The organism is Mycolicibacterium madagascariense, assembly GCF_010729665.1.
Classification (GTDB): Bacteria; Actinomycetota; Actinomycetes; order Mycobacteriales; family Mycobacteriaceae; genus Mycobacterium; species Mycobacterium madagascariense.
In genome coordinates this window covers 244383-269902 of sequence record NZ_AP022610.1, presented here as the reverse complement: position 1 = coordinate 269902, position 25520 = coordinate 244383, and the positions used below count along the sequence as shown (strand labels likewise).

Annotated in this window: 22 protein-coding genes; 16 read left to right on the top strand and 6 right to left on the bottom strand. The window is 70.2% G+C overall.

Going from position 1 to position 25520, the window contains the following annotated elements:
- Positions 1-33 precede the first annotated feature (33 nt).
- The gene (locus tag G6N60_RS01340) at positions 34-465 is read left to right on the top strand and encodes a PASTA domain-containing protein (protein WP_246240172.1); all 432 of its coding nucleotides are present in this window, start codon (positions 34-36) and stop codon (positions 463-465) included.
- Between the two features lie 117 nt (positions 466-582).
- Positions 583-1614, top strand: a complete 1032-nt coding sequence (locus tag G6N60_RS01335; RefSeq protein WP_163731453.1) for a fused (3R)-hydroxyacyl-ACP dehydratase subunits HadA/HadB — start codon at positions 583-585, stop codon at positions 1612-1614.
- Here the strand turns inward: G6N60_RS01335 and G6N60_RS01330 are convergent, their stop codons facing one another.
- Positions 1615-3066 (bottom strand): carotenoid oxygenase family protein, encoded by a 1452-nt coding sequence (locus G6N60_RS01330; RefSeq protein ID WP_163731450.1) that lies wholly within the window; start codon positions 3064-3066, stop codon positions 1615-1617.
- Between the two features lie 65 nt (positions 3067-3131).
- On the opposite strand from G6N60_RS01330, the gene G6N60_RS01325 reads away from it, so the two are divergent.
- From G6N60_RS01325 to G6N60_RS01315, 3 genes are all read left to right on the top strand, one after another.
- Positions 3132-3806, top strand: a complete 675-nt coding sequence (locus tag G6N60_RS01325; RefSeq protein ID WP_246240169.1) for a TetR/AcrR family transcriptional regulator — start codon at positions 3132-3134, stop codon at positions 3804-3806.
- A 100-nt stretch (positions 3807-3906) separates the two neighbouring features.
- Positions 3907-4491, top strand: a complete 585-nt coding sequence (locus G6N60_RS01320) for a hypothetical protein (RefSeq protein ID WP_163731444.1) — start codon at positions 3907-3909, stop codon at positions 4489-4491.
- Positions 4488-4958: a hypothetical protein gene (locus tag G6N60_RS01315; protein WP_246240166.1), complete on the top strand. Its 471-nt coding sequence runs from the start codon at positions 4488-4490 to the stop codon at positions 4956-4958. Before G6N60_RS01320 ends, G6N60_RS01315 begins: the two co-directional genes overlap by 4 nt.
- 4 nt (positions 4959-4962) lie before the next feature.
- On the opposite strand, the gene G6N60_RS01310 is transcribed toward G6N60_RS01315, so the two are convergent.
- Both G6N60_RS01310 and G6N60_RS01305 read right to left on the bottom strand, forming a co-directional pair.
- On the bottom strand, positions 4963-5112 hold the full coding sequence (locus G6N60_RS01310) for a hypothetical protein (protein ID WP_163731441.1): 150 nt from the start codon (positions 5110-5112) through the stop codon (positions 4963-4965).
- Positions 5113-5177: 65 nt separating this feature from the next.
- Complete coding sequence (locus tag G6N60_RS01305) at positions 5178-5735, bottom strand: TetR/AcrR family transcriptional regulator (RefSeq protein ID WP_246241089.1); 558 nt, start codon at positions 5733-5735, stop codon at positions 5178-5180.
- 133 nt (positions 5736-5868) lie between these two features.
- Here G6N60_RS01305 and G6N60_RS01300 point away from each other — a divergent pair, with 133 nt between their 5' ends.
- The 6 genes from G6N60_RS01300 (at position 5869) to G6N60_RS01275 (ending at position 11729) form a co-directional block, all read left to right on the top strand.
- Positions 5869-6912 carry a Rieske 2Fe-2S domain-containing protein gene (locus G6N60_RS01300; RefSeq protein WP_163731436.1) on the top strand — a complete coding sequence of 348 codons (1044 nt, stop codon included), beginning with the start codon at positions 5869-5871 and terminating at the stop codon, positions 6910-6912.
- Entirely contained in the window at positions 6909-8000 is a 1092-nt protein-coding gene (locus G6N60_RS01295; protein WP_163731432.1) for an NAD(P)H-dependent amine dehydrogenase family protein, read from the top strand. Before G6N60_RS01300 ends, G6N60_RS01295 begins: the two co-directional genes overlap by 4 nt.
- A 172-nt stretch (positions 8001-8172) precedes the next feature.
- Positions 8173-8454 carry a hypothetical protein gene (locus G6N60_RS01290; RefSeq protein ID WP_163731429.1) on the top strand — a complete coding sequence of 94 codons (282 nt, stop codon included), beginning with the start codon at positions 8173-8175 and terminating at the stop codon, positions 8452-8454.
- Positions 8455-8641: 187 nt separating this feature from the next.
- Positions 8642-10297 (top strand): PP2C family protein-serine/threonine phosphatase, encoded by a 1656-nt coding sequence (locus G6N60_RS01285; RefSeq protein WP_163731426.1) that lies wholly within the window; start codon positions 8642-8644, stop codon positions 10295-10297.
- Positions 10294-11382: a cobalamin B12-binding domain-containing protein gene (locus G6N60_RS01280; protein ID WP_163731423.1), complete on the top strand. Its 1089-nt coding sequence runs from the start codon at positions 10294-10296 to the stop codon at positions 11380-11382. The genes G6N60_RS01285 and G6N60_RS01280 overlap by 4 nt, the downstream gene beginning before the upstream one ends.
- Positions 11379-11729, top strand: coding sequence for an STAS domain-containing protein (locus tag G6N60_RS01275; RefSeq protein WP_163743259.1), 351 nt, complete (start codon positions 11379-11381; stop codon positions 11727-11729). The genes G6N60_RS01280 and G6N60_RS01275 overlap by 4 nt, the downstream gene beginning before the upstream one ends.
- A 24-nt stretch (positions 11730-11753) precedes the next feature.
- Here G6N60_RS01275 and G6N60_RS01270 read toward each other — a convergent pair whose 3' ends face one another.
- The 3 genes from G6N60_RS01270 to G6N60_RS01260 all read right to left on the bottom strand — a co-directional run bounded on the left by G6N60_RS01270 (position 11754) and on the right by G6N60_RS01260 (position 14860).
- Positions 11754-12029 (bottom strand): hypothetical protein, encoded by a 276-nt coding sequence (locus G6N60_RS01270; RefSeq protein ID WP_163731420.1) that lies wholly within the window; start codon positions 12027-12029, stop codon positions 11754-11756.
- Positions 12030-12117: 88 nt separating this feature from the next.
- Complete coding sequence (locus tag G6N60_RS01265) at positions 12118-12843, bottom strand: cutinase family protein (protein ID WP_163731417.1); 726 nt, start codon at positions 12841-12843, stop codon at positions 12118-12120.
- A gap of 43 nt (positions 12844-12886) precedes the next feature.
- Positions 12887-14860 (bottom strand): OPT family oligopeptide transporter, encoded by a 1974-nt coding sequence (locus tag G6N60_RS01260; protein ID WP_163731414.1) that lies wholly within the window; start codon positions 14858-14860, stop codon positions 12887-12889.
- 226 nt (positions 14861-15086) lie between these two features.
- On the opposite strand from G6N60_RS01260, the gene G6N60_RS01255 reads away from it, so the two are divergent.
- The 5 genes from G6N60_RS01255 to G6N60_RS01235 all read left to right on the top strand — a co-directional run bounded on the left by G6N60_RS01255 (position 15087) and on the right by G6N60_RS01235 (position 25504).
- The gene (locus tag G6N60_RS01255; RefSeq protein WP_163731411.1) at positions 15087-16370 is read left to right on the top strand and encodes a cation:proton antiporter; all 1284 of its coding nucleotides are present in this window, start codon (positions 15087-15089) and stop codon (positions 16368-16370) included.
- 189 nt (positions 16371-16559) lie between these two features.
- The gene (locus G6N60_RS01250; RefSeq protein ID WP_163731408.1) at positions 16560-18320 is read left to right on the top strand and encodes an NAD(P)/FAD-dependent oxidoreductase; all 1761 of its coding nucleotides are present in this window, start codon (positions 16560-16562) and stop codon (positions 18318-18320) included.
- A 31-nt stretch (positions 18321-18351) separates the two neighbouring features.
- The gene (locus G6N60_RS01245) at positions 18352-23817 is read left to right on the top strand and encodes a type I polyketide synthase (RefSeq protein WP_308206281.1); all 5466 of its coding nucleotides are present in this window, start codon (positions 18352-18354) and stop codon (positions 23815-23817) included.
- Positions 23814-24653: an ABC transporter ATP-binding protein gene (locus tag G6N60_RS01240; protein ID WP_163731405.1), complete on the top strand. Its 840-nt coding sequence runs from the start codon at positions 23814-23816 to the stop codon at positions 24651-24653. Before G6N60_RS01245 ends, G6N60_RS01240 begins: the two co-directional genes overlap by 4 nt.
- Positions 24653-25504: an ABC transporter permease gene (locus tag G6N60_RS01235; RefSeq protein ID WP_163731402.1), complete on the top strand. Its 852-nt coding sequence runs from the start codon at positions 24653-24655 to the stop codon at positions 25502-25504. The genes G6N60_RS01240 and G6N60_RS01235 overlap by 1 nt, the downstream gene beginning before the upstream one ends.
- Positions 25505-25520: the final 16 nt, after the last annotated feature.

Below are 25520 nucleotides of genomic sequence, written 5' to 3'. Positions count from 1 at the left end.
GCGGACACGTCCGGCCCGCCGAAGGGGGTTGACATGCGCGTCCTGACCATGGGTCTCGGCTTCACCGCGAGCGCCGCGGCGTGCGCCGTGCTGCTGGGCGCCGGTGTCGCACAAGCCGGCTCGACCCCCGACGTCGTCGGGCAGAAGTACAGCGATGCGCAGACCGCGATCACCGGCGCCGGTCTCACGCCGGTCATCTCGACCATCGTGGGCGATCAGCTGACCCAGCCCAACTGCCAGGTCGTCAACACCGTGCCGCGCACGGTCCCCGCGCCGGAGAACACGTCGGGTTCGCCGACCCAGCAGCTGCTGGTCTCGCTGAACTGCGACAACCCCGTCGCCTCGGCGACCAAGCCGGGCTTCTCCGCCGCCAGCCCGCAGGGCCAGTCGGCGATCGCGGCCGCGTCGTCGTCGGCGGCGGCGTCCTCGGCGTCGGCCGCGGCATCCGCCAGCCCATCCAGCTAAGCCTCGTCGGTTCCCTCACGACCCGCGGATCCTCATCCCGCGGGTGCTCTCCCGCATCCGCCGGTTAGTGTGCTTCGGTGACCTGAGCCCACCCGCCGATGGAGAAGAAGCACGATCATGACCGCAGCAGCAGAAGCGTCGGCGCTCGAATCGCGGGTCGGCCACTACTACCGGATGGACGACACCTACCGGGTCGGGCGCGAGAAGGTGCGCGAGTTCGCCAGGGCCGTGCAGGACTACCACCCGGCCCACTGGGACGACGCGGCCGCCGCCGAACTGGGCTACTCGGGTCTGGTGGCGCCGCTGACGTTCACCTCGGCGCCCGCCATGGCCTGCAACCAGCGGATGTTCGAGTCGGTGGTCATCGGCTACGACATGTACCTGCAAACCGAAGAGGTCTTCGAGCAGCACCGTCCGATCGTCGCGGGTGACGAACTGCAGACCGACGTCGAGCTGACCTCGGTGCGCAAGATCGCGGGCCGGGACCTCATCACCGTCACCAACACGTTCACCGACGCCGCCGGCGAATGCGTCCACACCCTGCACACGACGGTCGTCGGCGTGACGGCCGAGGACGTCGACCCGGCCATCCGGTCCGCCGTGCAGGGCGTGATGATGCACGACGTCAACCTGCTCGGCGTCGACGCCTCCGACGAGGTCTACCGCAAGACGCTGCGACCGGAGGGCGCGCTGCGGATCGCCGAGGACGGGTCGACCCGCACGCCGGGCACGCCGGCCTTCGAGGACGTCAAGGTCGGCGACGAACTGCCCACCCACCACACCCGACTGTCCCGCGGCGACCTGGTGAACTATGCCGGGGTAGCCGGGGATGCGAATCCACTGCACTGGGACGAGAACATCGCCAAGCTGGCCGGCCAACCCGACGTCATCGCCCACGGCATGCTCACGATGGGTCTCGGCGCGGCCTTCGGCTCGGCGTGGTCGGGGGACCCCGGCGCGGTGACGCGTTACGCGGTGCGCCTGTCCCAGCCCGCGGTCGTCTCGGCCGCCGAGGGCGCCGACATCGAGTTCAGCGGCCGGATCAAGTCGCTGGATCCGGAGACCCGCAGCGGTGTCGTCATCGTCGCCGCGAAGTCCGGTGGCCGCAAGATCTTCGGGTTGGCGACGCTCAACGTCCGCTTCCGCTAGTCAGGACGACGGCACCCAGTTGCCGTGAAAGCCGGCCGGGACCCGGTGCGGGAGTTGGATGCCAGCCACCTGATCCAGGCTCCGTGCATCGAGGATCGCCAGCTCGCTGCGGTCGGACGCCCGGTCGTAGACGTAGCCCATCAACACGCCGTCGTCCTCGGCGGCGTCGGGTGAGGACGGCTGGAACACGAACTCGCCCAACGCCTTTCCCGCACCGAATGACCTGGTGCGGCTGTCGCCTCCGACGAAGTCGTGCTTGAGCAGAGCGTTCTCGCCCCGTGCGCCGACGCCGACGGCCGGCGCGTAACCGAAGCGGTGGCGCTTGCCGACGCGCCGTTCGTCGACCCGGGGGAACTCCTGGCCGCGGTCGTCGATCCGCGACTCGCGAACCTTGCCGTCGGCGAGGTCGACGGTCCACCGGTCCAGTGTCGGCGGCCCCTCGTTGGGGCCGAGGTGGTCGGTGTCGAACATCTTCGCGTGGCGGATCACGTCGAGCACGACCGTGTCGCCTTCCGAGGGGTCACCGTCGTAGGCGTTCATCGGGTGGAAGACGTAGCACGGCTCGACCTCGAACCACCGCACGTCGGCGCTGCCACCCTGACGCGGCATCACGCCGACACGGGCGGGATAGCGCGGGTCCCACGAGTAGGGGAACCGACGGTCGGCGGCGTCGCCGGACGGCATCCGCGCGGTGATCGGGTCGGGGATGCGAACGCGGCCGATCAACGCGGACAGCAGAAGTCGCGCCGGTAGCCGCAGCCCGCGCGGTACCGTCATCTCCGCCGCCTGCCGGTGGTCGAACGTCACCGGCAGGTCGTAGAAGACGACATGGCGTTCGGTGAGCGAGAAGTCGTGCATCATCGGGCTGCCCGTGACCTCGACGTCGACGATGCGCCGTGCCGTGCCGTCGGCGCCGATCACCGAGTACTGAACGGTGTTTCCGCGAAACATGCTGTAGGACACCGCGTGGAGCTCCCCGGTGTCCGGGTCGCGTTTGGGGTGTGCGGTGTATCCACCGGTGATCGTGCCGCCGAAGTCGCATGGGCCGACGGTGTCCAGCTCGTCGGTCAACTCGTAGTTGGCCACGCCGCCCTCGATCAGCGCGAGCGTCCGGCCGGCGTGCCCGATGACGTTGGTGTTGGCGCCGATCGGTGAGATGCCGCCGTGGCTGGGCCGCGGCGGCTCACCGAGCAGGTGTGCCACGTGCGGGCTGCGGACCCAACGGTTGCGGTACCACTCGGCCTTCCCGTCACGGATGCGCATGCCGTGCACCATGCCGTCGCCGATGAACCAGTGGTACAGCTCGGGATCGATCTCCCCGATGGGATTGGGTCCGTTCCGCAGGTAGCGCCCGTCCAAGTAGTCGGGGATCGTGCCGGTCACCTCGAGGTCGGTCAGCGTGTGCTCTTCGCTGATCGGTGCGAAGGAGTCCTCCAGATAGCGGTTCGCCATGTCGCGCCTCCAATAACAGTGTTATCCGCCTTTGTGTATAACAGCGTTATGACAAGATGACAAGGGTGAGCGACGTACGGGACCGATTGATCGCCGGTGGCATCCGACTGCTGGAGCGCGACGGTCTGCAGGCGCTCAGCGTGCGCAACCTCGCGGCCGAAGTCGGCACGTCGACCATGGCGGTCTACACCCACTTCGGCGGCATGTCCGGAGTCGTCGACGCCGTCGCGAGCGAAGCGTTCTCCCGCTTCACCCAGGCGCTGACCGACGCGCCGCAGACCGACGATCCCGTCGCGGACTTCTTCGTCATGGGCGCGGCCTATCGCGCGTTCGCACTGGCCAATCCCCAGCGCTACCAACTGATCTTCGGCGCGACGTCCCCGGCGACCGTCACCGGTCACCGCGCCGACCTCACCAGCACCGGCGGTGCCACCCAGCGCGGTGAATGGGCGGCGTCCTTCCAGGCGTTGCGTACGGCCGTACGTCGCATGATCGATGCCGGTCGCATCCGCGACGACGGCGAGTTGACCATCGCCGGCCGGCTGTGGAGCCTGAGCCACGGCGCGGTGATGCTCGAGTTGGCGGGCTTCTTCGGCCACGACGGCCACGGGCTCACCCAGATCCTCGGCCCCCTCTCGGTCGACGCCATCGTCGGAATGGGTGACGAGCGCGAGAAGACTCTCCAATCCCTCTCAACAGCAAGGGAATTGATCGCCACGATCGATGCCGCCGCGCGATAGCCGGTCCGGGCGGCGCTACCGAATTACCGCCAAAGGGGTGTAGTCGAACCTCCCCCGATGGGTCTTCGATGAAGACACCATCGAGCGAGAGGAGAACGACATGCCCACCTGGGTTTGGATCGTGATCGCGGTGATGATCGTCGTCGCCGCAATCGTATTGGCTGCCGCCTTGGCGGTGGGTCGTCGCAAACGAAGCCAACGCCTTCGGGAGCGTTTCGGCCCTGAGTACGAACGGATGGTGTCCGAGGCCGACACGCCGGGGGCGGCCGAGAAGGAGCTCCTCGAGCGGGAGCGGCGCCACGACGATTTGGACATCGTGGCACTGCCATCCGCGGCGCGGCGGCGGTATGCCGAGCGCTGGCGGGGCGTTCAGGCTGCGTTCGTCGACGATCCCACGGGCGCGCTCGTCGAAGCGGACCGCCTGATCACCGCCGTGATGCGGGACCGCGGCTACCCGGTCGACGACTTCGACCAACGCGCACAGGACATCTCGGTCGACCACCCGACCGTCGTCGAGAACTATCGCGCCGCGCACGCCGTCCAACGGTCGGCCAGCGGCTCGGAGACCGAGGAGCAACGCCAGGCGTTCGTGCACTACCGCGCGCTGTTCAACGAACTCCTCGAACCACCCGCACACGAAACCCCTACGCCCATCGGCGAATCGACCCAGGAGGCATCCGCATGACCACCCACGACCCCGACGCCGTACCCAACATGACCCTCGCGGAGCCGAAGTCTCAGCACCGCGCGGAGCCCGACCTCGACCACGAGCACGATCACGTCCACCACGAGAGTCCCGCCGGTCGAAGCCTCGACGACGAGAGCCCCGACGTCGAAGATGTTGGGCGCGAACGGGTTTCGCACCAGACCGAACAGGACGCGTCCGCCTCGCTATTCGCCGACGACGAACTCGCCGGCCTGCGCGCTCGGTGGAACACGGTGCAAGCCGGTTTCGTCGACGATCCCCGCGACTGCGTGCAGCGGGCCGACGGGCTGGTGTCCGACGTCCTCGGTCAGCTCACCCAGGGCTTCACCGATGCGCGGTCGCGACTGGAGGAGCAGTGGAGCCGCGGCGAGGAGGCGTCCACCGAGGACCTGCGCGTCGCACTGACGCGGTACCGGGACTTCTTCGAGCGTCTGCTCGCCGTGTGAGTGACTAGGTGTTGAAGTCGGGAAGCGGGGGCGCGGCGTCGGACTCCTCGGGTGACACCCGTGGCTCGGTCTGCTCGGCGCGCTCCCGCTCCTGCACTTCGGCGGCATGGCGCAGGTTGTCGCCGGTGTTCTCGACGTGGTCGGGTGTGGTCACGAAGGGCTCCCTCGGTCGTGTGCCGTGGGGCATACCCGCATCGGGGGCGCGGGACGCACCGGCGCTCAGCCGCCCTCGAGGTAGGCGACGATCGCGTTCGTCAGACCGAGTCGCGCCAAGTCGAGATCGTAGAACGCGCCGAGCTGGCGTTCGGACGTGATGCCACGCATGGCGCCGGGGATGAACGTCGCGACCTCGTTGACCCGGTCGGGATCGACGTCGAGGTCGGCGAACGCGGCTTGACAGGTGCTCAACCATCCCCTGCCCCAGGACTGTAGTTCCGCGGCCGTCCTGGGGTAGAGGCGTTCCAGTTCGGCGGGATCGTGCGGCAGCGCGGCCCGCAGATTCTCGATCGCCCGGGAGTCGCTGGCGGTCAGGCCGTGGTACAGCGTGTCGATGACGGTGGAAACCCGTTGTCGCAGAGGCGCACTCGGGTCGGCGGGGACGAACACGTCGGCGCGCCGCTCGGCCGTGCGGTGCAGCACCGCGGCCCACAACCCGTCCGCGTCGCCGAACTGGTACTTGACCGCTCCCCACGTCGCCCCGATCAGCTTGGCGATCCGGTTGGCCGACACCGCGGCGGGATCACCGGTCGCCAGGGCGGCCAGCGCGGCCTCGAGCATGCTGGCGCGGGTCGCGTCGCCACGCCTGTTGGTGCGTTGCGCCGCCGCGCCGACCTCCGTCACGCGGTCGATGGTACGGCCGTTTCACAGAGACGTCGTTGATATTTTCAACGAACCCACTATGCTTTCGCCCATGGCCATACCGCCACTGTCGATGACGCCGACGGGCTGGTTCCAGGTCGCGTGGTCCGACGAGGTCGCGGCCGGCAGCGTCCACCGAATGCACTACTTCGGCACGGAGCTGGTGGCGTGGCGCGCGCAGTCGGGTCGGGTGAGCGTCATGGACGCCTACTGCGAACACCTCGGGGCGCACCTGGGCTTCGGCGGGCACGTCGAGGGCGAGGTCATCGAGTGCCCCTTCCACGGGTGGCAGTGGAATGCCGAGGGCCGCAACGTCCGCATCCCGTACGAGCCCCGCCCCAACCGCGGGCGTCGGATGCGCACCTACCCCGTCGTCGAACGCAACGACGCGATCTACCTCTGGCACGACACCGCGGGCCGCGAGCCGTTCTTCGACGCCCCCGACGTCTTCGCCAGCTTCGACGACGGCAGCAGCGCCGCCGACTACTGGCCCCGCGCGACGCTCGTCGAACGCGGCCTGGAACTGCACCCGCAGTACGTGCTGGAGAACGGTGTGGACGTCGCGCACTTCAAGTTCGTGCACCGCACGCCGATCGTCCCCGTCTTCACTCGACACGACTTCGCCGGGCCGGTGTCCTACGTCGACTTCACCATCACCTTCGAGGGCGACGAGAACCAGTCGATCGAGGACGTCGACAGTGGCGTGGAGGCCATCAACGGTGGCCTCGGCATCGCGGTGACCAAGAGTTCGGGGATGATCGACAACCGCACCATCTCGGCGGTCACGCCCGTCGACGACCGCACCTGCGACGTCCGTTTCACCGTGTACATCGGGCGGACCCCCGGGCGGGAGGGCCCGCGCGCCGAGACGAAGGCGCGCGAGTTCGCCCAGGAGGTCATCCGGCAGTTCGGCCAGGACGTCCACATCTGGTCACACCAGCGCTACTCCGATCCCCCCGCCCTGTCGGCGTCGGAGTTCGAGGGCTTCACCGCGATTCGCGAGTGGGCGAAGAAGTACTTCTATCCCGACGGTCGCGGGGGCAGCGCCGCCGAACTACACGCCGTGACACCGACGAGAGGGGCCGACCTCCCATGACCCGTGACGACACCCCGATCCGCGTGTTCCAGGTCGCGACCGGCAACGTCGGCAGCGAGATGATCCGACGCATCGGTGCCCGTACCGACCTGAAACTCGTTGGCCTGCACTGCTATTCGCCGGAGAAGATCGGCCGCGACGCCGGCGAAATCATCGGTGGCGAACCGATCGGCGTCATCGCGACGGGCACGGTCGAGGAGATCATCGCGGCGCAGCCCGACGTCCTGACCTTCCACGGCGTGTTCCCCGACGAGGATCTGTACGTGCGGGTCCTGGAGGCCGGGATCGACGTCGTCACGACCGCCGACTGGATCACGGGGTGGCACCGCGACGCGAACCATCCCCATCCCTCGGGCCGGCCCGTCACGCAACTGCTGGCCGACGCCGCGGCCAAGGGCGGGGCGACGTTCTACGGCACCGGGATGAACCCCGGCCTCAACCAGATCCTGGGAGTGGTGTGTTCGGCCGACGTCGCCGACATCGAGAACGTCACCACGATCGAGTCGGTCGACGTGTCGTGTCATCACAGCAGGGACACGTGGATCGAGGTGGGCTACGGACTGCCGGTCGAGGACCCGAGCATCCCCGGCCGGTTGGAGAAGTACACCAGGGTCTTCGCCGACAGCGTGTTGCTGATGGCCGACTGCTTCGGCGTCGACCTCGACGAGGTGACGTTCAGCTACGAGCTCGGCGCATGCACCAAGGACGTCGACCTCGGCTGGTACACCCTGCCCAAGGGGTCCCTCGGGGGTAACTACATCAAGTACCAGGGCATGGTCGACGGCGTGCCGCGGGTGGAGACGCATCTCGAATGGCAGATGACGCCGCATACCGACCCGAGCTGGGACATCAAGGGCTGCTACATCACTCAGATCAAGGGTGATCCGTGCATCTACAACAAGCACATGATCTTCCCCAAGCCGGGCGTCGACCTGTCCAACCCGGAGAGCTTTGCCTCCATCGGCATGACGGTCACCGGCCTGCCCGCCCTCAACGCGATCACATCGGTCGTGGCGGCACCGCCCGGTCTGCTCACGAGTGCCGACGTCCCGCTGCGCGGTTTCGCCGGTCGGTTCGCCACGGGATGACCTGAGCGCCCGTCGGCTCCGATGGACTGAGCAGTCCATCGGCTAGGGCGGTCATTGGTGGTCCATTCGGCATCGCCGCCGCAAGGCTTGTCCAGGCGATCGTCAGCTTGCCCGCAGAATTGGACGCTACGGTTCATCTCGAGACCATCCCGTATCGCAGAATGGAACCCCCATGCAGAGTTGGCACACCCGACGCGTCGCCGCCGGGCTCGGCGTCGCGGCCGTCGTCGCGATGGGAGCCCTGACCGCATGTGGCGGCAGCGGATCCGGCGGACCGTCCAGCACGACACCCTCCACCAGCACGACCCCGAGCAGCTCGTCGACGTCCAGCGTGACGCCTTCGCCCACCGAGAAGAGCCTCAGCCCCAACGGCGGTGGCAACCTGTTCACGCCGCAGCCGGTGGCACCGCCGTCGACCCAGACGCCGAGCCCCGGTCACCACAACGGCAGCTGAGCGGGCGGGCTCGACACTCCCTCGTCCCCCTCTTCGCTAGCAACGCGCAGAGTCGCGCATTACGATGGTGGTTTGCGGGTCATACCCCGCGGGTCGAAGCGCTGCGTGGTGACGCACCCCTGTGAGCGTGGCGTTCCCCCGGAGTTCTGGCCACGGCCAGTCGACCCGCGCGAGGAGGCTTGTTGACATGGGACGAGAGACGGACGTTGACGTTGGTCAGCGACGCGACGCCGGCTGGACGTCGGTTCCCCACCCGGTGCTCGTCGTCGATCCGACGGGCTTCATCCGCACGGCGAGCGCGGCGACCCGTGACGTCGTCGCCGACGTCGAGTTCGGCACGGACCTAGAGTCGCTGGCGCCGTGGCTGGCGCAGGCGCACCAGCGCTTCGTCGAGTCCCCCGCCACCCACGGCCGGGCCGACGCGATGGCACTGGGCAGCGTGGGAGACGTGGTGTTCGAAGCCCGCCCGACGCCACTGTCCGACGGGGACGTCGCATGGTGGCTCGTCGAGCAGACCGAGCTCCCCCTGCGCGAGGCGCAGCGTGCCCTGGCCCGCGAACGCGAACGGTCGGCGTTCCTCGACGAGGCCTCCGCGGTGCTGATGGCGTCGCTGAACATCGACCGGTGCATGGAGGCCACCGTCCAGATGGCGGCGCGCCACCTCGCCGATGCGGCGGTCGTCGTCGCACCGGTCGCCGGTGGACGGATTCCCGTGGTGTACGGCGGTGCCGGCGACACCGTGACGCAGTGTCGCGTCGACGCCGACCCGGCGACCGTGCCCGGCCTCGGTGAGGCGCTGCGCGGCTTCCCGCCGGTGCCGTCGCGGTGGATCGACCCGGCGTCGCTGCCAGAGTGGTTGCTGCCCAAGGACTTCGACGGTTCGGTCGGTTCGGTGGTCATCACGCCGCTGCCGGGACACGGCGTGCCCGCGGGTGCGCTCGTCCTCCTCCGGCGCACCACCCACATGGCGTTCAGCGAGGGTGAGGAACTGTTCGCCCGGCTCTTCGCGGCACGCGCCGGTGCGGCACTGTCCGCGGCCCGGCTGTACGCCGATCAGCGAACGGTCACCCACACGCTGATGCGCGAACTGCTGCCGCCGCAGCTGCACCGCATGCACGGCTTCGAACTGGCCGGTGGCTACCGCGCCTCTGAGGATCACCACCTCGTCGGCGGGGACTTCTACGACGTCCACCCCGCGGCGACCGACGAGGCCGAGACGCTCGTCGTGCTGGGCGACGTCTGCGGCAAGGGTCTGGAAGCGGCGGTGCTGACCGGGAAGATCCGCAACACGCTGCACGCGCTGGCCCCGCTCGCCGACCGGCACGAGAACGTGCTCTCGCTGCTCAACAGCGCGCTGCTGTCCACGGACAACAGCCGCTTCGCCACGGTGGTGCTGGCGTCGGTGGCGCGTCGCGACGGCGTGGTGCACCTGCGGCTGACGTGCGCCGGGCACCCGGCGCCCATCATCGTGCGCCACGATGGACGGGTCGAACGGGCCGACACCCGTGGCACCCTCGTCGGTGCGCTGCCGCAGTTCAAGGCGCGCACCTACGAGACGACGCTCGCGCCCGGGGAGACGTGCCTGCTCTACACCGACGGCCTGTCCGAGGCCCGGGGTGGCCCCCTGGGCACGAGCGTGTTCGGCGACGACGGGCTGACGGAGGCGATGGCCGAATGCGTCGCCATGCCCGCGGAGGCCGTCGTCGAACGCATCATGATGCTGGCCACCCAGTGGGTCGGCGGCCAACCCCACGACGACATGGCCGTCGTCGCCATCTCCGCGCCGCGGCGCACCTATCTGAGCGCGGTCGACGGTCACACCGCCGGGAGGTACACGGCGTGAGCCAGGGGGAGGCCGCGGCCGGGGTCGACACGGCCGATCGTGCCGTGGTGCGCGATCGGCTGTGGGGTGCGGTCGTCGATGGTGACGAATATGTCGCTGGCGCAACGGTATTCGCGGCACTCGACGGCGGGATCCCTCCCGAGGACGTCCTCCTGGAGGTGATCGCCCCCGTGCAGCGCCGCGTCGGTGCGGAGTGGGCCGCCAACCGGATGACCGTCGCGCAGGAGCACGTCGCCACCGCCATCAACGACCGCGTGATCGCCGTCCTGGCGCACCATCCGGCCGCCGCGCGCACCGCCGACGCCGGTCGCGTCGTGGTGGCGTGCGTCGACGGGGAGTGGCATGCCCTGCCCGCGCGTCTGCTGTCGGAGGTGCTGCGGCTGCGAGGCTGGCAGGTCGACTTCCTGGGAGCCCAGGTGCCGACGCCCCATCTGATCGCGCACCTGCATCAGCACGCGCCCGACGCCGTCGCACTGTCGTGCTCCATCCCCACCCGGCTGCCGATGGCCCACGCCGCGATCACCGCCTGTCAGGCCGCCGGCGCCGCGGTGATCGCCGGCGGCGCCGCCTTCGGCAGGGACGGCCGCTACGCACGCCTGCTCGGCGCCGATGGATGGGCGCCCGACGCCAGGGCCGCGGCAGACCGGCTGGCCCGCGGATTCTCGCGCACCCACCACTGCGCGACGCACCAGGCGATCGACGACCTGCCGCACCTGGCCGACCAGGAGTACACCATGGTCAGCGGCATGTCACGCGATCTCGTTCGAGTGACGTTGCGCGAGTTGGCGATTCGCCTACCCGAGATGCAGTCCTACTCCGATCGGCAGCGCCAGCACACCGCAGAGGACGTCGCGCACGTCGTCGACTATCTGGTAACCGCCGTCTACACCGGCGACGAAGAACTGTTCAGCGACTTCATCCTGTGGACGGCCGACGTCCTCACCGCGCGGGGCGTGCCCGCCGCGTCCCTGCTGCCCACCCTGGACATCATCGGGGCGCAGCTGAGGGACTTTCCGCGCACCCTGAGCGTGCTGCGTGCCGCCCGCACCGCGCTCCTATCCACCAACGCCGAGTGCCCGTCATGAATCTGGAGGTCACCATGCCCACCGATGCGAACCCCCACGCCGCGACCCTGCACGTCACGGGGGACCTCGACTACGTGACCATCGGACCGGTGCTCGACGCGGTCCGCACGCTGCTGCAGGAGCGGCCCGATCTGCAAGCGCTGCACCTGGATTGCGCGGAACTCGACTTCTGCGATTCGGCGGGCCTGTCCGGCCTCCTGGCGATGCACGACATGACCGAGACCGAAGAGGTGCTGTTCCACCTCGACAACCGCCCGTCGCAGCTCGACCGTCTGCTCGACCTCACCGGCACGACCGAGTACCTGTTGAGCGACGCCGCCGCGGCCGACTCGAGCGGGCTGGGCTAGCGGGTCGCGAGGGCCGACTGAGGGCTAACCGCCGCCGGTGTTGATGTTGGACGACAGCGTCAGGAACATGTCGTTCTTCCAGATGCCCCAGCGGCCACCCCACATGTGGGTCCACACCACGGGCTCGCCGTCCCAGAACTCGGCCGTCTTCGGCGGAGCGTTCGGCGGCACGGGGTCACCGACCGACATGTCCGGCGGCGGCGGGTCGGCGTAGGCGGCAGCCGAACCCAGGCCGAGCAACGCGGCGGCGAGGCCACCGGCGACCGCGGTGGCCGACAGGGTCTTCTTGATCAGTGTCATCAGCGTGGCTCCAGCGTGGGACGGCGGGCGATTACTTAGCAGACATAACCACGCTACGTCATCGCGAAACGTTTGGGGCACCGACCGGCTATCGGCCTATGCGGTCGGCCGCATAGTCCGCGGCGGCGGCCACCATGCCGTTCACCGGGTACAGGGTGTGCGCCACCGTCGGCGTCGCGTTGGGCGTGCCGTCGCAAATGGTGTCACCCGGCGCGCACTGCTCGGTCGTCTTCGGGGCGTACCGCGCTCCGAGGGTGATCGCCGGGGCGCCGTAGGACTCGAGGAACTGCGGCGACGGCGTCCCGAACAGCGCGACCGCGGCGACGTGGTCGGCGTCCGCGGGCGGCAGCGGGGCGGGCAGCGCGATGGCGGGCACCCCCGGCGGCGGGGCGTCGGCGGTGGTGAAGCCGGTCACGGCCGCTCCCTGGGAGTAGCCACCGAGGACCATCTTGGTGGCGGGGCAGTTCGCCGCGGTGGCCTGGATGTGATCGCCCTCGTCGCGGATGCCGGCGACGACCGTCTCCGCGAAGGCGATGCCGCCGCTGAAGTCGCTGCTGGCCGCGTAGTCCACCGGGTACACGTCGACCGTCTTGGTGCCGACCCGCGCCCGCAGGGCGTCCACGAAGGCCTGGCCCACGCCACCGACACCGGGCGGTTCGCCCGTGCCGCGGGCGAAGATCACCTCGACGTCGGGACACGGCGGCGCGGCCGACGCGACGGGCACGGCGATCGGGCTGGCGAGCAGTGTCGTGGCAGCCGCGAGGACGAGGCCGAGGTGCCGGGCGACCCGCGCGGGGGTGAAGCGAGCGTTCATGCACGGAGGCTTGCCCGGGGCCCGTCACCCGCAAACACCGGGCTCACTGGGCCAGGCGGCGGGTCCACTTGTAGAGGCCGGCGAGGATCGCCACGAAGACGACGACTCCGAGGATCTCGGCCCAGTCCGCGAAACCCTTCCCGACGATGGCGAGTGGCGAGTCGGTACCCGAGGCCACCACGATGCCCGCGAACACCACGCCGAAGATGCTCTCGCCCACGATCAGTCCGGTCGCCATCAGCACGCCGAGGCGCTTGCGATGCGCAACGTCCCCGCCTGCGCGCTCGGCCCACCTCTCGTAGAAGAGGCCGAGGAGCGCGCCGAGGGGAATGACGATGGTCAGCGACATCGGCAGGTACATGCCCATGCCGACGGCCAGCGGCGGCAGCCGCAACCGCGTCGTGCGGCGGGTCAGGACCTCGTCGATCAGGATGATCACCGCCCCGATCGCGGCGCCGAGGCCCAGCAGGTTCCAATTCAGGCCGCCCCCGAAGACACCCTTGGCCAGCGACGAGATCAGCGCGGCCTGCGGCGCGGCGAGCGCGTCGGCGCCGGCGCCGGGCGCGCCCGAGAAGCCGAACGCGGCGTTGAGCAGGTCCAGTACCGGCGCGATCACCAGGGCGCCGAAGATCACCCCCATGACGAGGGCGAGCTGCTGGCGCCAGGGTGTGGCGCCCACGAGCTGACCGGTCTTGAGGTCCTGCAGGTTGTCGTTGGAGATGGTCGCGATGCTGAACACGACCGAGGTCGCGAACAGCGCGTAGGCCACCAGGCCCAGCACCTGGGCCGGGTCGCCGCTGCGCCCGTGGACGAGCACCAGCACGACCGAGGCGATGACGACGACCAGGATGCCCAGACCCGAGAGCGGGCTGTTCGACGAGCCGATCAGACCGGCCATGTAGCCCGCGACCGACGCCAGCACGGCGCCGATCAACACGACGAACACCAGGGTCAGTGCGATGGTCAGCGGCCGCTGCTCGACGACCTGCGTGGTGTCGAGGAACCACCAGAGCAGCAGTCCGATCGGGATCAGCGACACCGCGATGGTGCCGCCGACGATGCCGATGGGGATGTCGCGTTCGGTCAGCTCGAGCCGGTCTCCCCCACGCCGGGCCCGCGCCGACGCGGCGGCGGAGCTGATGCCGCGAACGATGGGGCCGAGGATCTTCAGCAGTGTCCACACCGCGGCGATCGCGATGGCGCCCGCGCCGACGAAGCGCACGTCGTGGGAGAACGTGTCGGACACGACGTCGGAAAGTTCCTTGCCGCCGGTGAGGTCACCCCAGGTCAACGTCGGCAGCAGGACGAAGAACGAGATGACCAGGCCGACGATCATCGCGATGCCGACGGTGATGCCGACCAGGTGGCCGACGCCGATGAGCGCCAGCGACAGGCTCGCGCCGAGCATCGACCCGCCGGCGCCGACGCGGAAGTAGACCGACACGTCGGTCAGGATCACCTTGGTGGCGGCCACCAGCGACAGCCCCGCCGCGACCAACGAACCGACCAGGATGGCGCGCAGGCTCTGCCGGTTGCCCTCGCCACCGTCCTCGGCCTCGTCACCGACCTTGAGCACCTCCGCGGCGGCGACGCCCTCCGGGTAGGGCAGGTCCGACCCCGTCACCAGCGCGCGCCGCAGCGGCACCGAGTACATGACGCCGAGCACACCGCCGACGATGCACACCGCGACGGTGATCCAGTACGGAAAGCCCGTCCACCAGCCGATCATGACGAGCCCCGGCAGCACGAAGATGATCGACGACAGCGTGCCTGCGGCCGAGGCGATCGTCTGCACGATGTTGTTCTCGAGGATCGTGTGCCCCCGGAAGTACCGCAGGATCGCCATCGAGATGACGGCCGCGGGGATCGCCGTGGCGAACGTCAGACCGACCTTGAGCCCCAGGTACACGTTGGCCGCGGTGAAGACGAGCGTGACGAGCCCACCGAGCACCACACCCCGGATGGTGAGCTCGCGGGTCGACGGGGTGGTGACCTCCGTGCCGTCCACTCGTGTCATGACCGTCTCCCGCCGGACGAGGGCCGTGAAGCACCCGAGCAATCGCCTCGCCCCGGCCCGTGTCCGCGTGATGCTAGCGGTTCGGGCACGCCCCCGCGCCGGGTGTGCGACCGCGCGGCAGCACCGGGTGCATCTCGGATAGGGTCCGTGCACCAGCAGTCGAGGGGGTCGGGGCAGTGGGGTCGGATCGGGAGCTCGGCGCCGTCGCCGGGACGACGCTCTAGCCATGTCCTCACCGGTGGCGATCCACTTCTTCCTGGAGTTGGCCGCGATCATCGTGGCGTGCCGGGTCGTGGGGCTGGTGGCCCGTCGCCTCGGTCAGCCCCAGGTCGTCGGGGAGATGGTCGCCGGCGTGATCCTCGGTCCGTCGGTGTTCGGCCTGTTCGCACCCGGCCTGCAGCACGCCCTGTTTCCGAGCGGCCAGACCAACACCGTGCTGTACGTGCTGGCCCAGATCGGCCTCGTGCTCTACATGTTCCTCATCGGGGTGAACTTCGACGTCGACCTCGTCCGACATCGGGCGGGCACGGCAGGTGCGGTGTCGGCGGCGGGCATCCTGGTCCCGCTCGCGCTGGGCGCGCTGGTCGCCGGGCCCCTGCTCGCCGACGGCACGTTCTTCGGTGCGACCGTCACGCTGCCGATGGCGATGCTGTTCCTCGGCGCTTCGGTCGCGACCACGGCGTTCCCCATGCTGGCCAGGATCGTCTTCGAGAAGCGGCTGACGGGCACGTCGCTGGGCACTTTGGCACTGGCCTGCGGGGCGACCGACGACGCGCTGTCCTGGTGCATCCTGGCCGTGGTGCTCGCCATGAACCGGGGCAGCCCGGGCACCGCCGTGCTGGCGATCGGCGGCGGCGTCCTCTACGCGCTGGTGGTCGTCACGGTCGGCCGCCGCGCCCTGCGTCCCCTCGGCGCGCGTGCCGAGCGCGAAGGCGCCGTCAGCCCAGCGGTCCTCGCCTCGGTCCTGGCCCTGCTCATGCTGTGCGCCTGGGTGACCGACGCCATCGGCATCTACGCGATCTTCGGCGCCTTCATCCTCGGCACCGCGATGCCGTCGGGGTTCTTCGCGCACCGGGTCACCGCCGCGCTCGACCCGCTGGTCACGACGTTCCTGCTGCCGCTGTTCTTCGTCTACTCAGGGCTCAACACGCAGATCTCGCTGGTCGACTCGCCCGCCCTGTGGGCGGTGACGCTCGGCCTGCTGGTGGTGTCGATCGCGGGCAAGGGCGTGGCGTGCGCGCTGGCCGCGCGGCTCGGGGGCGTCCCGGGGCGCGAGTCGGTGGCGCTCGGCGCGCTGATGAACGCGCGCGGGCTCATCGAGCTGATCCTGCTCGACATCGGGCGCCAGGCCGGGATCATCACCCCGACGCTGTTCACCATCCTGGTCATCGTGGCGATCGTCACCACGCTGATGGCGTCCCCGATCTTCGAGTTCGCCTACGGCCGCCACCGCCCCGACCCGCCGCCGCGGACCGCGGACCCCTCCGACGCCGGTGCCAGGGAGTCGTAGGGATTCGTCAGGGTTTGGTCATGACTGTGACGGCCGGGCGGTGTCGCGCCGCCCCCCGTGGTCGTGGCCGCGAGCGCCCCCGGCAGGCCGTTCACCTGCGGACGCGCCCGACTGGCACGCGTCCGCGGGCGTGTTACGTTCGGGTTCTCGGAGTGGCTCACCGAGCCATCTTGCGAAAGAAGGTGACCCGTGGACGACGCCCGCGCGCGACTGTCGCAGTTGAGTCCGCAAGCTCGGCAAGCCCTCGCGCGGAAGATCAAGAGCCGGCTGTCGAACGACACCGCCGCCACCGATCACGACGTCGCGATCGTCGGTGGCGGTGCGGCCGCGCTGACGCTGGCCCTCGAACTCCGCACGGCGCACCCCGCCACCCGCATCCTGGTGGTCGAGCCCACCCCGCACCCCGTCGCCGAGATCACCCACACCGTCGGCGAATCGACGGTCGAGGTCTCCGCGCACTACCTTCGCGACCGGCTGGGTCTCGGCGAGCACCTCGAGACGTCCCAGATCCGCAAGATGGGTCTGCGGATGTTCTTCTCCGACGGTTCGAACACCGACATCGCCCGCCGCGTCGAGCTGGGCAGTTCGTCGTTCACGCCGCAGGCCACCTACCAGATCGACCGCGGCCGGCTGGAGAACGAACTGCACCGCCGCTGCGTCGCCGCAGGCATCGAGTTCGTCGTCGGCCGGGTCCGCTCGGTCGCCCTCGGCGCCGGGGACGGTGCGCACACCCTGGAGATCCAGAGCGATGACGCCACCGCCTCGACGACGGCCCGCTGGGTGGTCGACGCCTCCGGCCGCAACCGCATGCTGCCCAGGGAGCTCGACCTCAAGCGGGCCAACGGACACCTCTGCAACGCGGCCTGGTTGCGCGTCGCGGCCGAGCTCGACGTCGGCGATTGGAGTGACGACCCGCAGTGGCAGGGCCGCCTGACCGAGGGCGACCGCGCCTTCTCCACCAATCACCTGATGGGACAAGGGTATTGGGTGTGGCTCATCCGGCTGGCGTCCGGGGCCACCAGCGTCGGCATCGTGGCCGATCCCGCCTTCCACCCGTTCGAGGGGTACAACACGCTCGCCAAGGCGAAGGCCTGGCTCGCCGAGCACGAACCGCAGTGCGCGGCCGCCCTCGCCGACAACGACCACCTGATCCGCGACTTCCGGGTGATGAAGAACTACAGCCACAGCGTGACCAAGTTCTTCGACGGCCGCGACCGCTGGTGCCTCACTGGTGATGCCGGCGTCTTCCTCGATCCGCTGTACTCGTCGGGCCTCGACCTCGTGGCCATCGGCAACGGGCTGACCATCGATCTCATCGTCCGCGACCTCGGCGGTGAGGACGTCGCCGCGCGGGCCGGCATCAGCGACTCGCTGTTCCGGTCGCTCACCGACATGTGGCTGGCGATCTACCGGGACCAGTACACGCTCATGGGCTCGCCGACCGTGATGTCCGCCAAGATCATCTGGGACGTGGCGTTCTACTGGGGGTTCGTCGGCCTCCTGTACGGCAACGACCGGTTCGTCACCGTCGCCGACGACCCCGCCGTCGTGCCGCAGCTGCAGGGCCTCATCGACCTGAGCAACCGCATGCAGCTCTTCTTCCGGGAGTGGGCCGCCGTCGAAACCGGTGCTGCGACGGCCACGTTCGTCGATCTCTTCGCCCCGCTGAACTTCATGGTGACCCTGCACACCGCGATGATGGGACGCTCCGATGCCTTCGTCGAGCAGTTCGACGCGAACGCCCTGCTGCTGCGCCAGGTCGCGGGCCAACTGGTCGAGGCCGTGATCGAGGACAACGCGTCGCGGTTCGCCGAGGACGACGTCGTGCGGCAGGTGCAGGCGTGGCAGGGTGACTCCCTGCTGCGGGACCTGCGCGCCGTCTACCGACGCGAGCAGCCGGTCAACCCGGTCAGCGAGAGTTGGATCCTGAGAGCCGCACCGGCAGTGTGACGGCAGCACGGGTCATGTCATTGGACGAAGGATGACGATGGTCAGCGAGGGCGACCGCGAGCCGTTGGCGATCGTCGGCATCGGATGCCGCCTACCGGGTGACGTCGGATCGCCGGAGGAGTTCTGGCGGCTGCTGTGCGACGAGACCGATGCGACGCGCGACGTTCCCGAGACTCGTTGGAGCGCAACGCGTTACTTCGACCCAAATCCCGCCAAGGCGGGCAAGATGGTGACCCGCCGCGGCGGGTACCTCAGCGAGATCGACCAGTTCGACGCCCAGTTCTTCGGCATCTCCCCGCGCGAGGCCAACCTCCTCGATCCGCAACAGCGGCTGCTGCTGCAGACCACGTGGGAAGCCCTGGAGGACGGGGGCCTTCCCGCCGAGGACCTGGCGGGCACCGACGTCGGCGTGTTCGTCGGCGGCTTCACCCTGGACTACCAGCTGCTGCAGAACCAGGGGCGCACCAGCCGCTACCGGTTCAAGACCCATTCCGCCACCGGGATGATGATGACGATGCTGGCGAACCGGCTCTCCTATGCCTACGACCTGCGCGGGCCCAGCATGACGGTCGACACGGCGTGCTCCAGCTCGCTCGTCGCCGTTCACCTTGCCGCCCAAGCGATCTGGAACGGCGAATGCCATCTCGCCCTGGCCGGCGGCGTCAACGTCATCATCGGTCCGAGCACCGCCATCGCCGAGTCCAAGAGCGGGTTCCTGTCCCCCGACGGGCGCTGCAAGGCCTTCGACGAATCCGCCGACGGATATGCCCGCGCCGAGGGCGGGGCGGTCGTCCTCATCAAGCCGCTCGCCGATGCGCTGCGCGACGGGGACGGGATCTACGCCCAGCTCCTCGGCACGGCGGTGTCGCAGGACGGCCGCACCGACGGCATCACGGTGCCCCGCGAGGAAGCCCAGGGCGCGGCCATCACGACGGCGCTGCGCCGCGCCGGCATCGCGCCCCGCGAGGTGGGGTACGTCGAGGCCCACGGCACCGGGACGCCGGTCGGTGATCCGGTCGAGATGCGGGCACTCGCCGGCGCGCTCGCGTTCGACCGTCCGGCCGGGGAGCCGCTGCTGATCGGATCGGTCAAGACGAACATCGGTCACCTGGAGGCCGGCGCCGGAGTGGCCGGGTTGATCAAGACGGCGTTGGTGCTCAAGCACGGATACGTGCCCGCCAACCTGCATCTGCACCACCCCAGCACGCGAATCCCGTTCGCGGAGTTGAACGTCGAGGTGCCGCGGACGGGTCGGCCGTTCCCCGCGGGCGGTCGGCGCATCGCCGGGGTCAACTCGTTCGGGTTCGGCGGGACCAACGCCCACGTCGTGCTGGCCGAACCGCCCGCCCCGGTCGACGCGCCTGCCCCGACGGCCGACCGCCGACCCCCGCTGACCCTGCTGCCGATTTCCGCGCGCAGCGAGGAGGCCCTCGTCGCGACGGCCGACCGCCTCGCCGGCTACGTCGAGGCCCACCCCGACACCTCGCTCGCCGACCTCGGCTACACCCTGGGCCGGCGCCGCTCACACCTCAACCACCGCCGCGCCCTCGTCGTGTCCGGCATCGACGACGTCCGTTCGCAGCTCGCCGAACTCGCCGCGGGAGCGGCGCCGGTGTCGTCGGGCCGCACGGCGACCCCGCCGAAGGTCGCGTTCGTCTGCACCGGCATGGGGCCGCAGTGGTGGCGGATGTGCCGCGGGCTGCTCGACGAGTACCCGGCCTTCGCCGACAGCATCGCGCGCACCGATCGCGAACTGTCGCGCTACGCCGACTGGTCCGTGCTCGACGAACTCCGTCGCGACGAGGCCGATTCGCGGATGGCCCGCACCGACGTCGCCCAGCCGGCCAACTTCGCGGTGCAGGTGGCGCTGGCAGAACAGTTGCGCGCGTTCGGGATTCACCCCGACGCGGTGATCGGGCACAGCGCGGGCGAGGTGGCGGCGCATCATCTGGCCGGGCTGCTCACCTTCGAGCAGGCCGTCCACGTCATCCACCACCGCAGCAGGCTGCAGCAGCGGACCACCGGCATGGGCCGCATGCTGGCGGTCGGCCTCGGCGCCGACGCGCTGATGGACCACCTCGACGCCGAGGCGCGCGCCCGGTTCGGCCACGAGGTGTCGGTGGCCGCGATCAACAGTCCGTTCGCGGTGACCGTCGCCGGCGACGCCGATGCGCTCGCGGGCATCGCCAAGCAGCTGGACCGGGCCGAGGTCTTCCACCGCTTCCTGCCCGTCGAGGTGCCCTACCACACGCACTACATGGATCTCGTCAGAGACGAGCTCTACGACGCGTTCGCCGGGCTGTCGTCGGCGTCGGCGACGGTGCCGCTGTACTCCACGGTCACCGGTGACCGGTTGACGGAATATGCTGCGGGAGCGGCATATTGGTGGCAGAACACGCGCGCCACGGTGCTGTTCGAACCGGCCGTCCGGCAGATGCTCGACGACGGATACACGCACTTTGTCGAGCTCGGACCGCACCCGGTTCTCGCGTCGTCCATCCTGGAGACCGCCGGGGCGCGACGCGTCTCGACCATCGCCGCCCAGCGCCGCAACGACGACGACGGTAGGACGCTGATGAGCTGCGTCGCCCACCTGTACGGCCACGGCCGCGACGTCGACTGGGCGGCGCTGCACCCACGCGCGGGGGCCCGACTGCTGCGGCTGCCGTCCTACCCGTGGCAGACCAAGCGCTTCTGGAACGAAAACCCCGAGGCCGCAGAGGAATTGCACTACCGCCCGGTGCATCCGCTGCTGGGGCAGCCCGTCGACGGGGTGCACCCCACCTGGGAGGCCGAGCTGAGCACGGCGACCCTGCCGTTCCTCTCCGACCATCGGGTGCAGGGCACCACGGTGGTGCCGGGTGCGGTGTTCGTCGAGATGGCCATGGCGGCCGCCACGGAGGCCTACGGCGCGGCCTATGCCGTCGACGATCTGGTGCTGCACCGCGCGCTCATCCTCGACGACGCGTGCGATCCCCTCGTCAGGACGACGCTCGACCGCGACCGGGGCACCCTGGAATTCGCCGCGTTCACGCCCGCCGGCACCGGTGACTTCGCGTGGACGCTGACGGCCACCGCCGAACTCAACGTCCTCGGCCGCCCACCCGCGGGCGGTGACGCCACGGACGAGACCGGTGAGACCGGCTCGCTGGACGGTGCCGAGTTCTACGACCGCACCGTGGCGATGGCGTTCGACTACGGCGAGGCGTTCCGGCCGATCACCAGCCTGGTCGCCGGAACCGATTGGGCGAGAGCCGAACTCGCGGTGCCCGCGCCCATCGCCGACGAGCTCGACGCTTACGGGTTCCATCCCGCGCTGGTGGACGGCGCCTTCCAGACCCTGTTCGGCGCCACGTTCACCGGGGGCGGCGACGGTACCTTCGTCCCGACGCGGATCCGGCGCTGCGCCGTCTACGGTCCGCCCGAGGAGAAGATGACCGTGTCGGTCCGCGTGGTCTCGGCCACCGGGGAGCAGATCGAGAGCGACGTGACGGTCGCCAGCGGCCTCGGGGAGCCGCTCGCCGTCTTCACCGGCTTCACCGTTCGGTCGCTGAGCGCCTCGTCGGCCACGTCGACCGACCGCATCGACCGGGGTCTCTACGAGATCTGCTGGGAGGCAACTGCTTCCGCGGGGGAGCCCGAGACCGGCGACGCGTCCTGGCTCGTCCTGGCCGACGCGTCGGGGGTCGGCACGGCCGTGGCCGACCGGCTGCGCCGGCTGGGTCGTCGCGTGACCGTCGTCGACTCCGGATACGCGATCGACCCGGCGCTGCGCGACCAGTTCGAGGAGTTGGTGCAGGCGCACCTCGCGCAGACGCCCGACCTGGCGGGCATCGTGGACTGCTGGCCGCTGGACGTCGTCGACGGCGCGGACGCCGAGGTGAACCACCGGCTCGGCGTCTTCGCCGTCCTGCACCTGATGAAGGCGCTGGCGGCGTGCGAAACCGGTTCGCCACGAGTGCATCTCGTCACCGCGAACGCCCAACCGATCCCCGGGTCGGAGCTGCTGGCCGTCGAGCAGGCGGCCATCTGGGGTCTCGGTCGCGTCATCGGCCACCAGGAGGCCGCGGCGAACTGGGGCGGTCTCGTCGACGTCGACACCGCCGACGACCGCACCGCGACCGCCGCCCGCATCTGCCGTCACCTGCTCGCCGACGGCCCGGAGGACCAGGTCGCCCTCCGCGGTGACACGACGTTCGTGCCGCGGCTGCGGCCCTGCGCGCACCTGCGCACGCCGTTCCCCACCAAGCTCACCGCCGACGCGGCCTACGTCGTGACCGGTGGCGGCGGGGCCCTGGGCCGCAGCGTCGCCACCCACCTGGCCGAGCGCGGCGCCCGCCACGTCGTGCTGCTCAATCGCACCGCCGTCCCGCCGCGCGCCCGGTGGGATGACCTCGCGCCGGAGGATCCGGCGTTCGCGACCGTGGCGACGATCGGCCGCATCGAGCGGCTCGGCACGCGGGTGACGACGGCCGCGGTCGACGTCACCGACGCCGAGCAGGTGCGGCACTGGCTCGCCGACCACCTGCGCGACGGCGGGCGCCCGGTCCGCGGGATCGTCCACGCGGCGGGGTCGGTCGAGGACCGGCTGCTGATCAACATGACCGAGGACGACTTCACCAGGGTGCTGGCGCCCAAGGTGGCCGGCACGCGCGTGCTGCACGACGTCTTCGACGGCCACGATCTGGAGTTCTTCGTGATGTTCGGGTCGGCGGGGTCGGTCATCGCCTCCCCCGGCCAGGGCAACTACGCCGCCGCCAACGCCGTCCTCGACGCCTTCGCGCACTACCGGCGGGCCCGCGGACTGCCCGCGCTGACCATCGGCTGGGGCCCGTGGTCGGTCGGAATGGTCGAAGAGCTGGGGCTGGAGAAGGTCTACGAGCGTCGCGGCATCGAGCTGATCACGCCTGCGGCGGGCTCGCGCATCCTGGACCGGCTGCTACACCAGAGCACCCCGGCCGTGGTCGCGATCAGCGCCGACTGGAACAAGGCCCGCCAGTTCGGGCTGGGTGGCGCCCTGCCGCCGATGCTCGCCGGCCTCGAGACCGTCGACGCCTCCCCCGAGGCCGCCGAGGCGGGATCGTCGGTGCTGGCCGGTCTCGCCGACCTCTCGCCCGCCGAGCGGCTCGACGTCGTGACCGATCACGTTCGGCGCATCGTGGCCACCGTGTTCGACAGCGCCGTCGCCGACGTCGAGCCCGACGAGAGCCTCGACGACCTCGGGCTGGACTCGATGATGGCGATGGAGTTCCGGCTGCGGATCAACGCCACGTTCGCCATCGACCTCCCGGTGCTCGAGATCCTGCGGGGTGTCAGCGTCACGTCGCTGTCGCACCGCGTCCTCGCGAAGATCGAACTGCCACAGTCGGATTCGCTCGACGAGACGCCCGCCGCGGCCGACGTCGACGAGCTCATCGCGGGGTTGTCCGAGGCCGACCTGCGGGAGCTGCTCGCCGAACTCGAGGGTGGGGCCGGCGATCCGGAGCCGCAGCCATGACCGAGCCGGCGGTGCTCGTCCGCGGTCTGTCCAAGGCCTACGGTCGCCTGCAGGCGGTCCATGACCTCGATCTCGACGTGGGTGCCGGCGAGACGGTCGCCATCCTCGGTCCGAACGGGGCGGGGAAGTCGACCACCATCGAGATCCTGGAGGGCCACCGGCGCCGTGACGCCGGACAGGTGCGCGTACTGGGCGTGGACCCTGCCGAGGCGGGCCGCGACTGGCGCGCCCAGATCGGCATCGTGCTGCAGGAGGCCAGCGACTTCGGCATGCTCACGGTCAGCGAGACCATCCGGATGTTCGCCAGGTGCTACCGCACGGCCCGCGCCCCCGGGGAGCTGCTCGACCTGGTGGGCCTCGGGGCCACCGCCGGGTCGCGGGTGCGGACGCTGTCGGGGGGCCAGCGCCGGCGGCTCGACGTTGCGCTCGGCATCATCGCGCGACCGCGGCTGCTGTTCCTCGACGAACCGACCACGGGGTTCGATCCGGAGGCCAGGCACCAGTTCTGGGATCTCATCCGGCTGCTCGCCGACGACGGCACGACGATCCTGCTCACCACCCACTACCTCGACGAGGCGGCGGCGCTGGCGGACCGCGTCGCGGTGATCGCCGCGGGCCGGGTGGTGGCGATGGACACCCCGTCGGGTCTGACCGCGCACGCGAACGCGGTGGCGACGGTCCGGTGGGTCGACGCTGACGGCGTCCACGAGGTGCGGACCGCCGAGCCGACCGCGGTGATCCGGCAACGATCGGCGGAGGGCGCGGAGCTGGCGCAGCTGACCGTCACCCGGCCGACCCTCGAAGACGCCTACCTGCAACTAATCGGCCTCGCCTGATGGCGATCGAGCAGGACGGTAGGCACCGCGCCGGGGTCGCGGGGCCCGATCCGGCGCCGCTGCCGTCCGCCCTGCGCATCGGGTGCTCGCGCATCGGTCCGGAACTGAAGATGTTCTACCGGCGGCCCGAGCAGCTCGCCCTGACGTTCTCGATGCCCGCGGTGATCTGCCTGCTGCTGGGGTCGATCTTCTCGGCGAAACTCCCCAACAGCGACACCAGCACCGGCGCCGTCATCGCGGCCAGCATGCTCGCCTACGGCATCCTCTCGACGTCGTTCATCAATCTGGGCATCAGCATCGCGGCCGACCGGGACACCGGCGCGCTGCGGCGGCTGCGCGGGACCCCCGCGACCGCCGTGTCCTACTTCGTCGGCAAGATCGCCCTGGTGGCCATCGCGAGCTTCGCCGAGGCCGTCATCCTCCTGGCCGTCGGCGTGTTCGTCTTCAAGCTGAGACTGCCCGCGGACGGCTACGGCTGGTTCACGCTGGCGTGGGTCTTCGTCCTCGGCATCACGAGCTGCTCGCTGCTGGGCATTCTGGTGAGCAACGTCGCCAGCAACGCGGTCTCGGGGGCGGTCATCACCAACGGACCGGCGGTGGCCCTGCAGTTCGTGTCCGGCACCTACGTACCGCTGATGTCGTTGCCGACGTGGATGCTCGTCGTGGGTTCGGTGTTCCCGATCAAGTGGATGGCGCAGGGCTTCCGGTCGGTGCTGCTGCCCCCGCAGATGGTGGTGTTCGAGCCGGCGGGCAGTTGGGAGCACGGGCGGGTGTTCCTCGTGCTGGCCGTCTGGAGCATCGGTGGGCTGCTCTGCTGTCTGCGGGTGTTCCGCTGGTCGGACCGCGACTAGCGAGCCGACGCAGCGG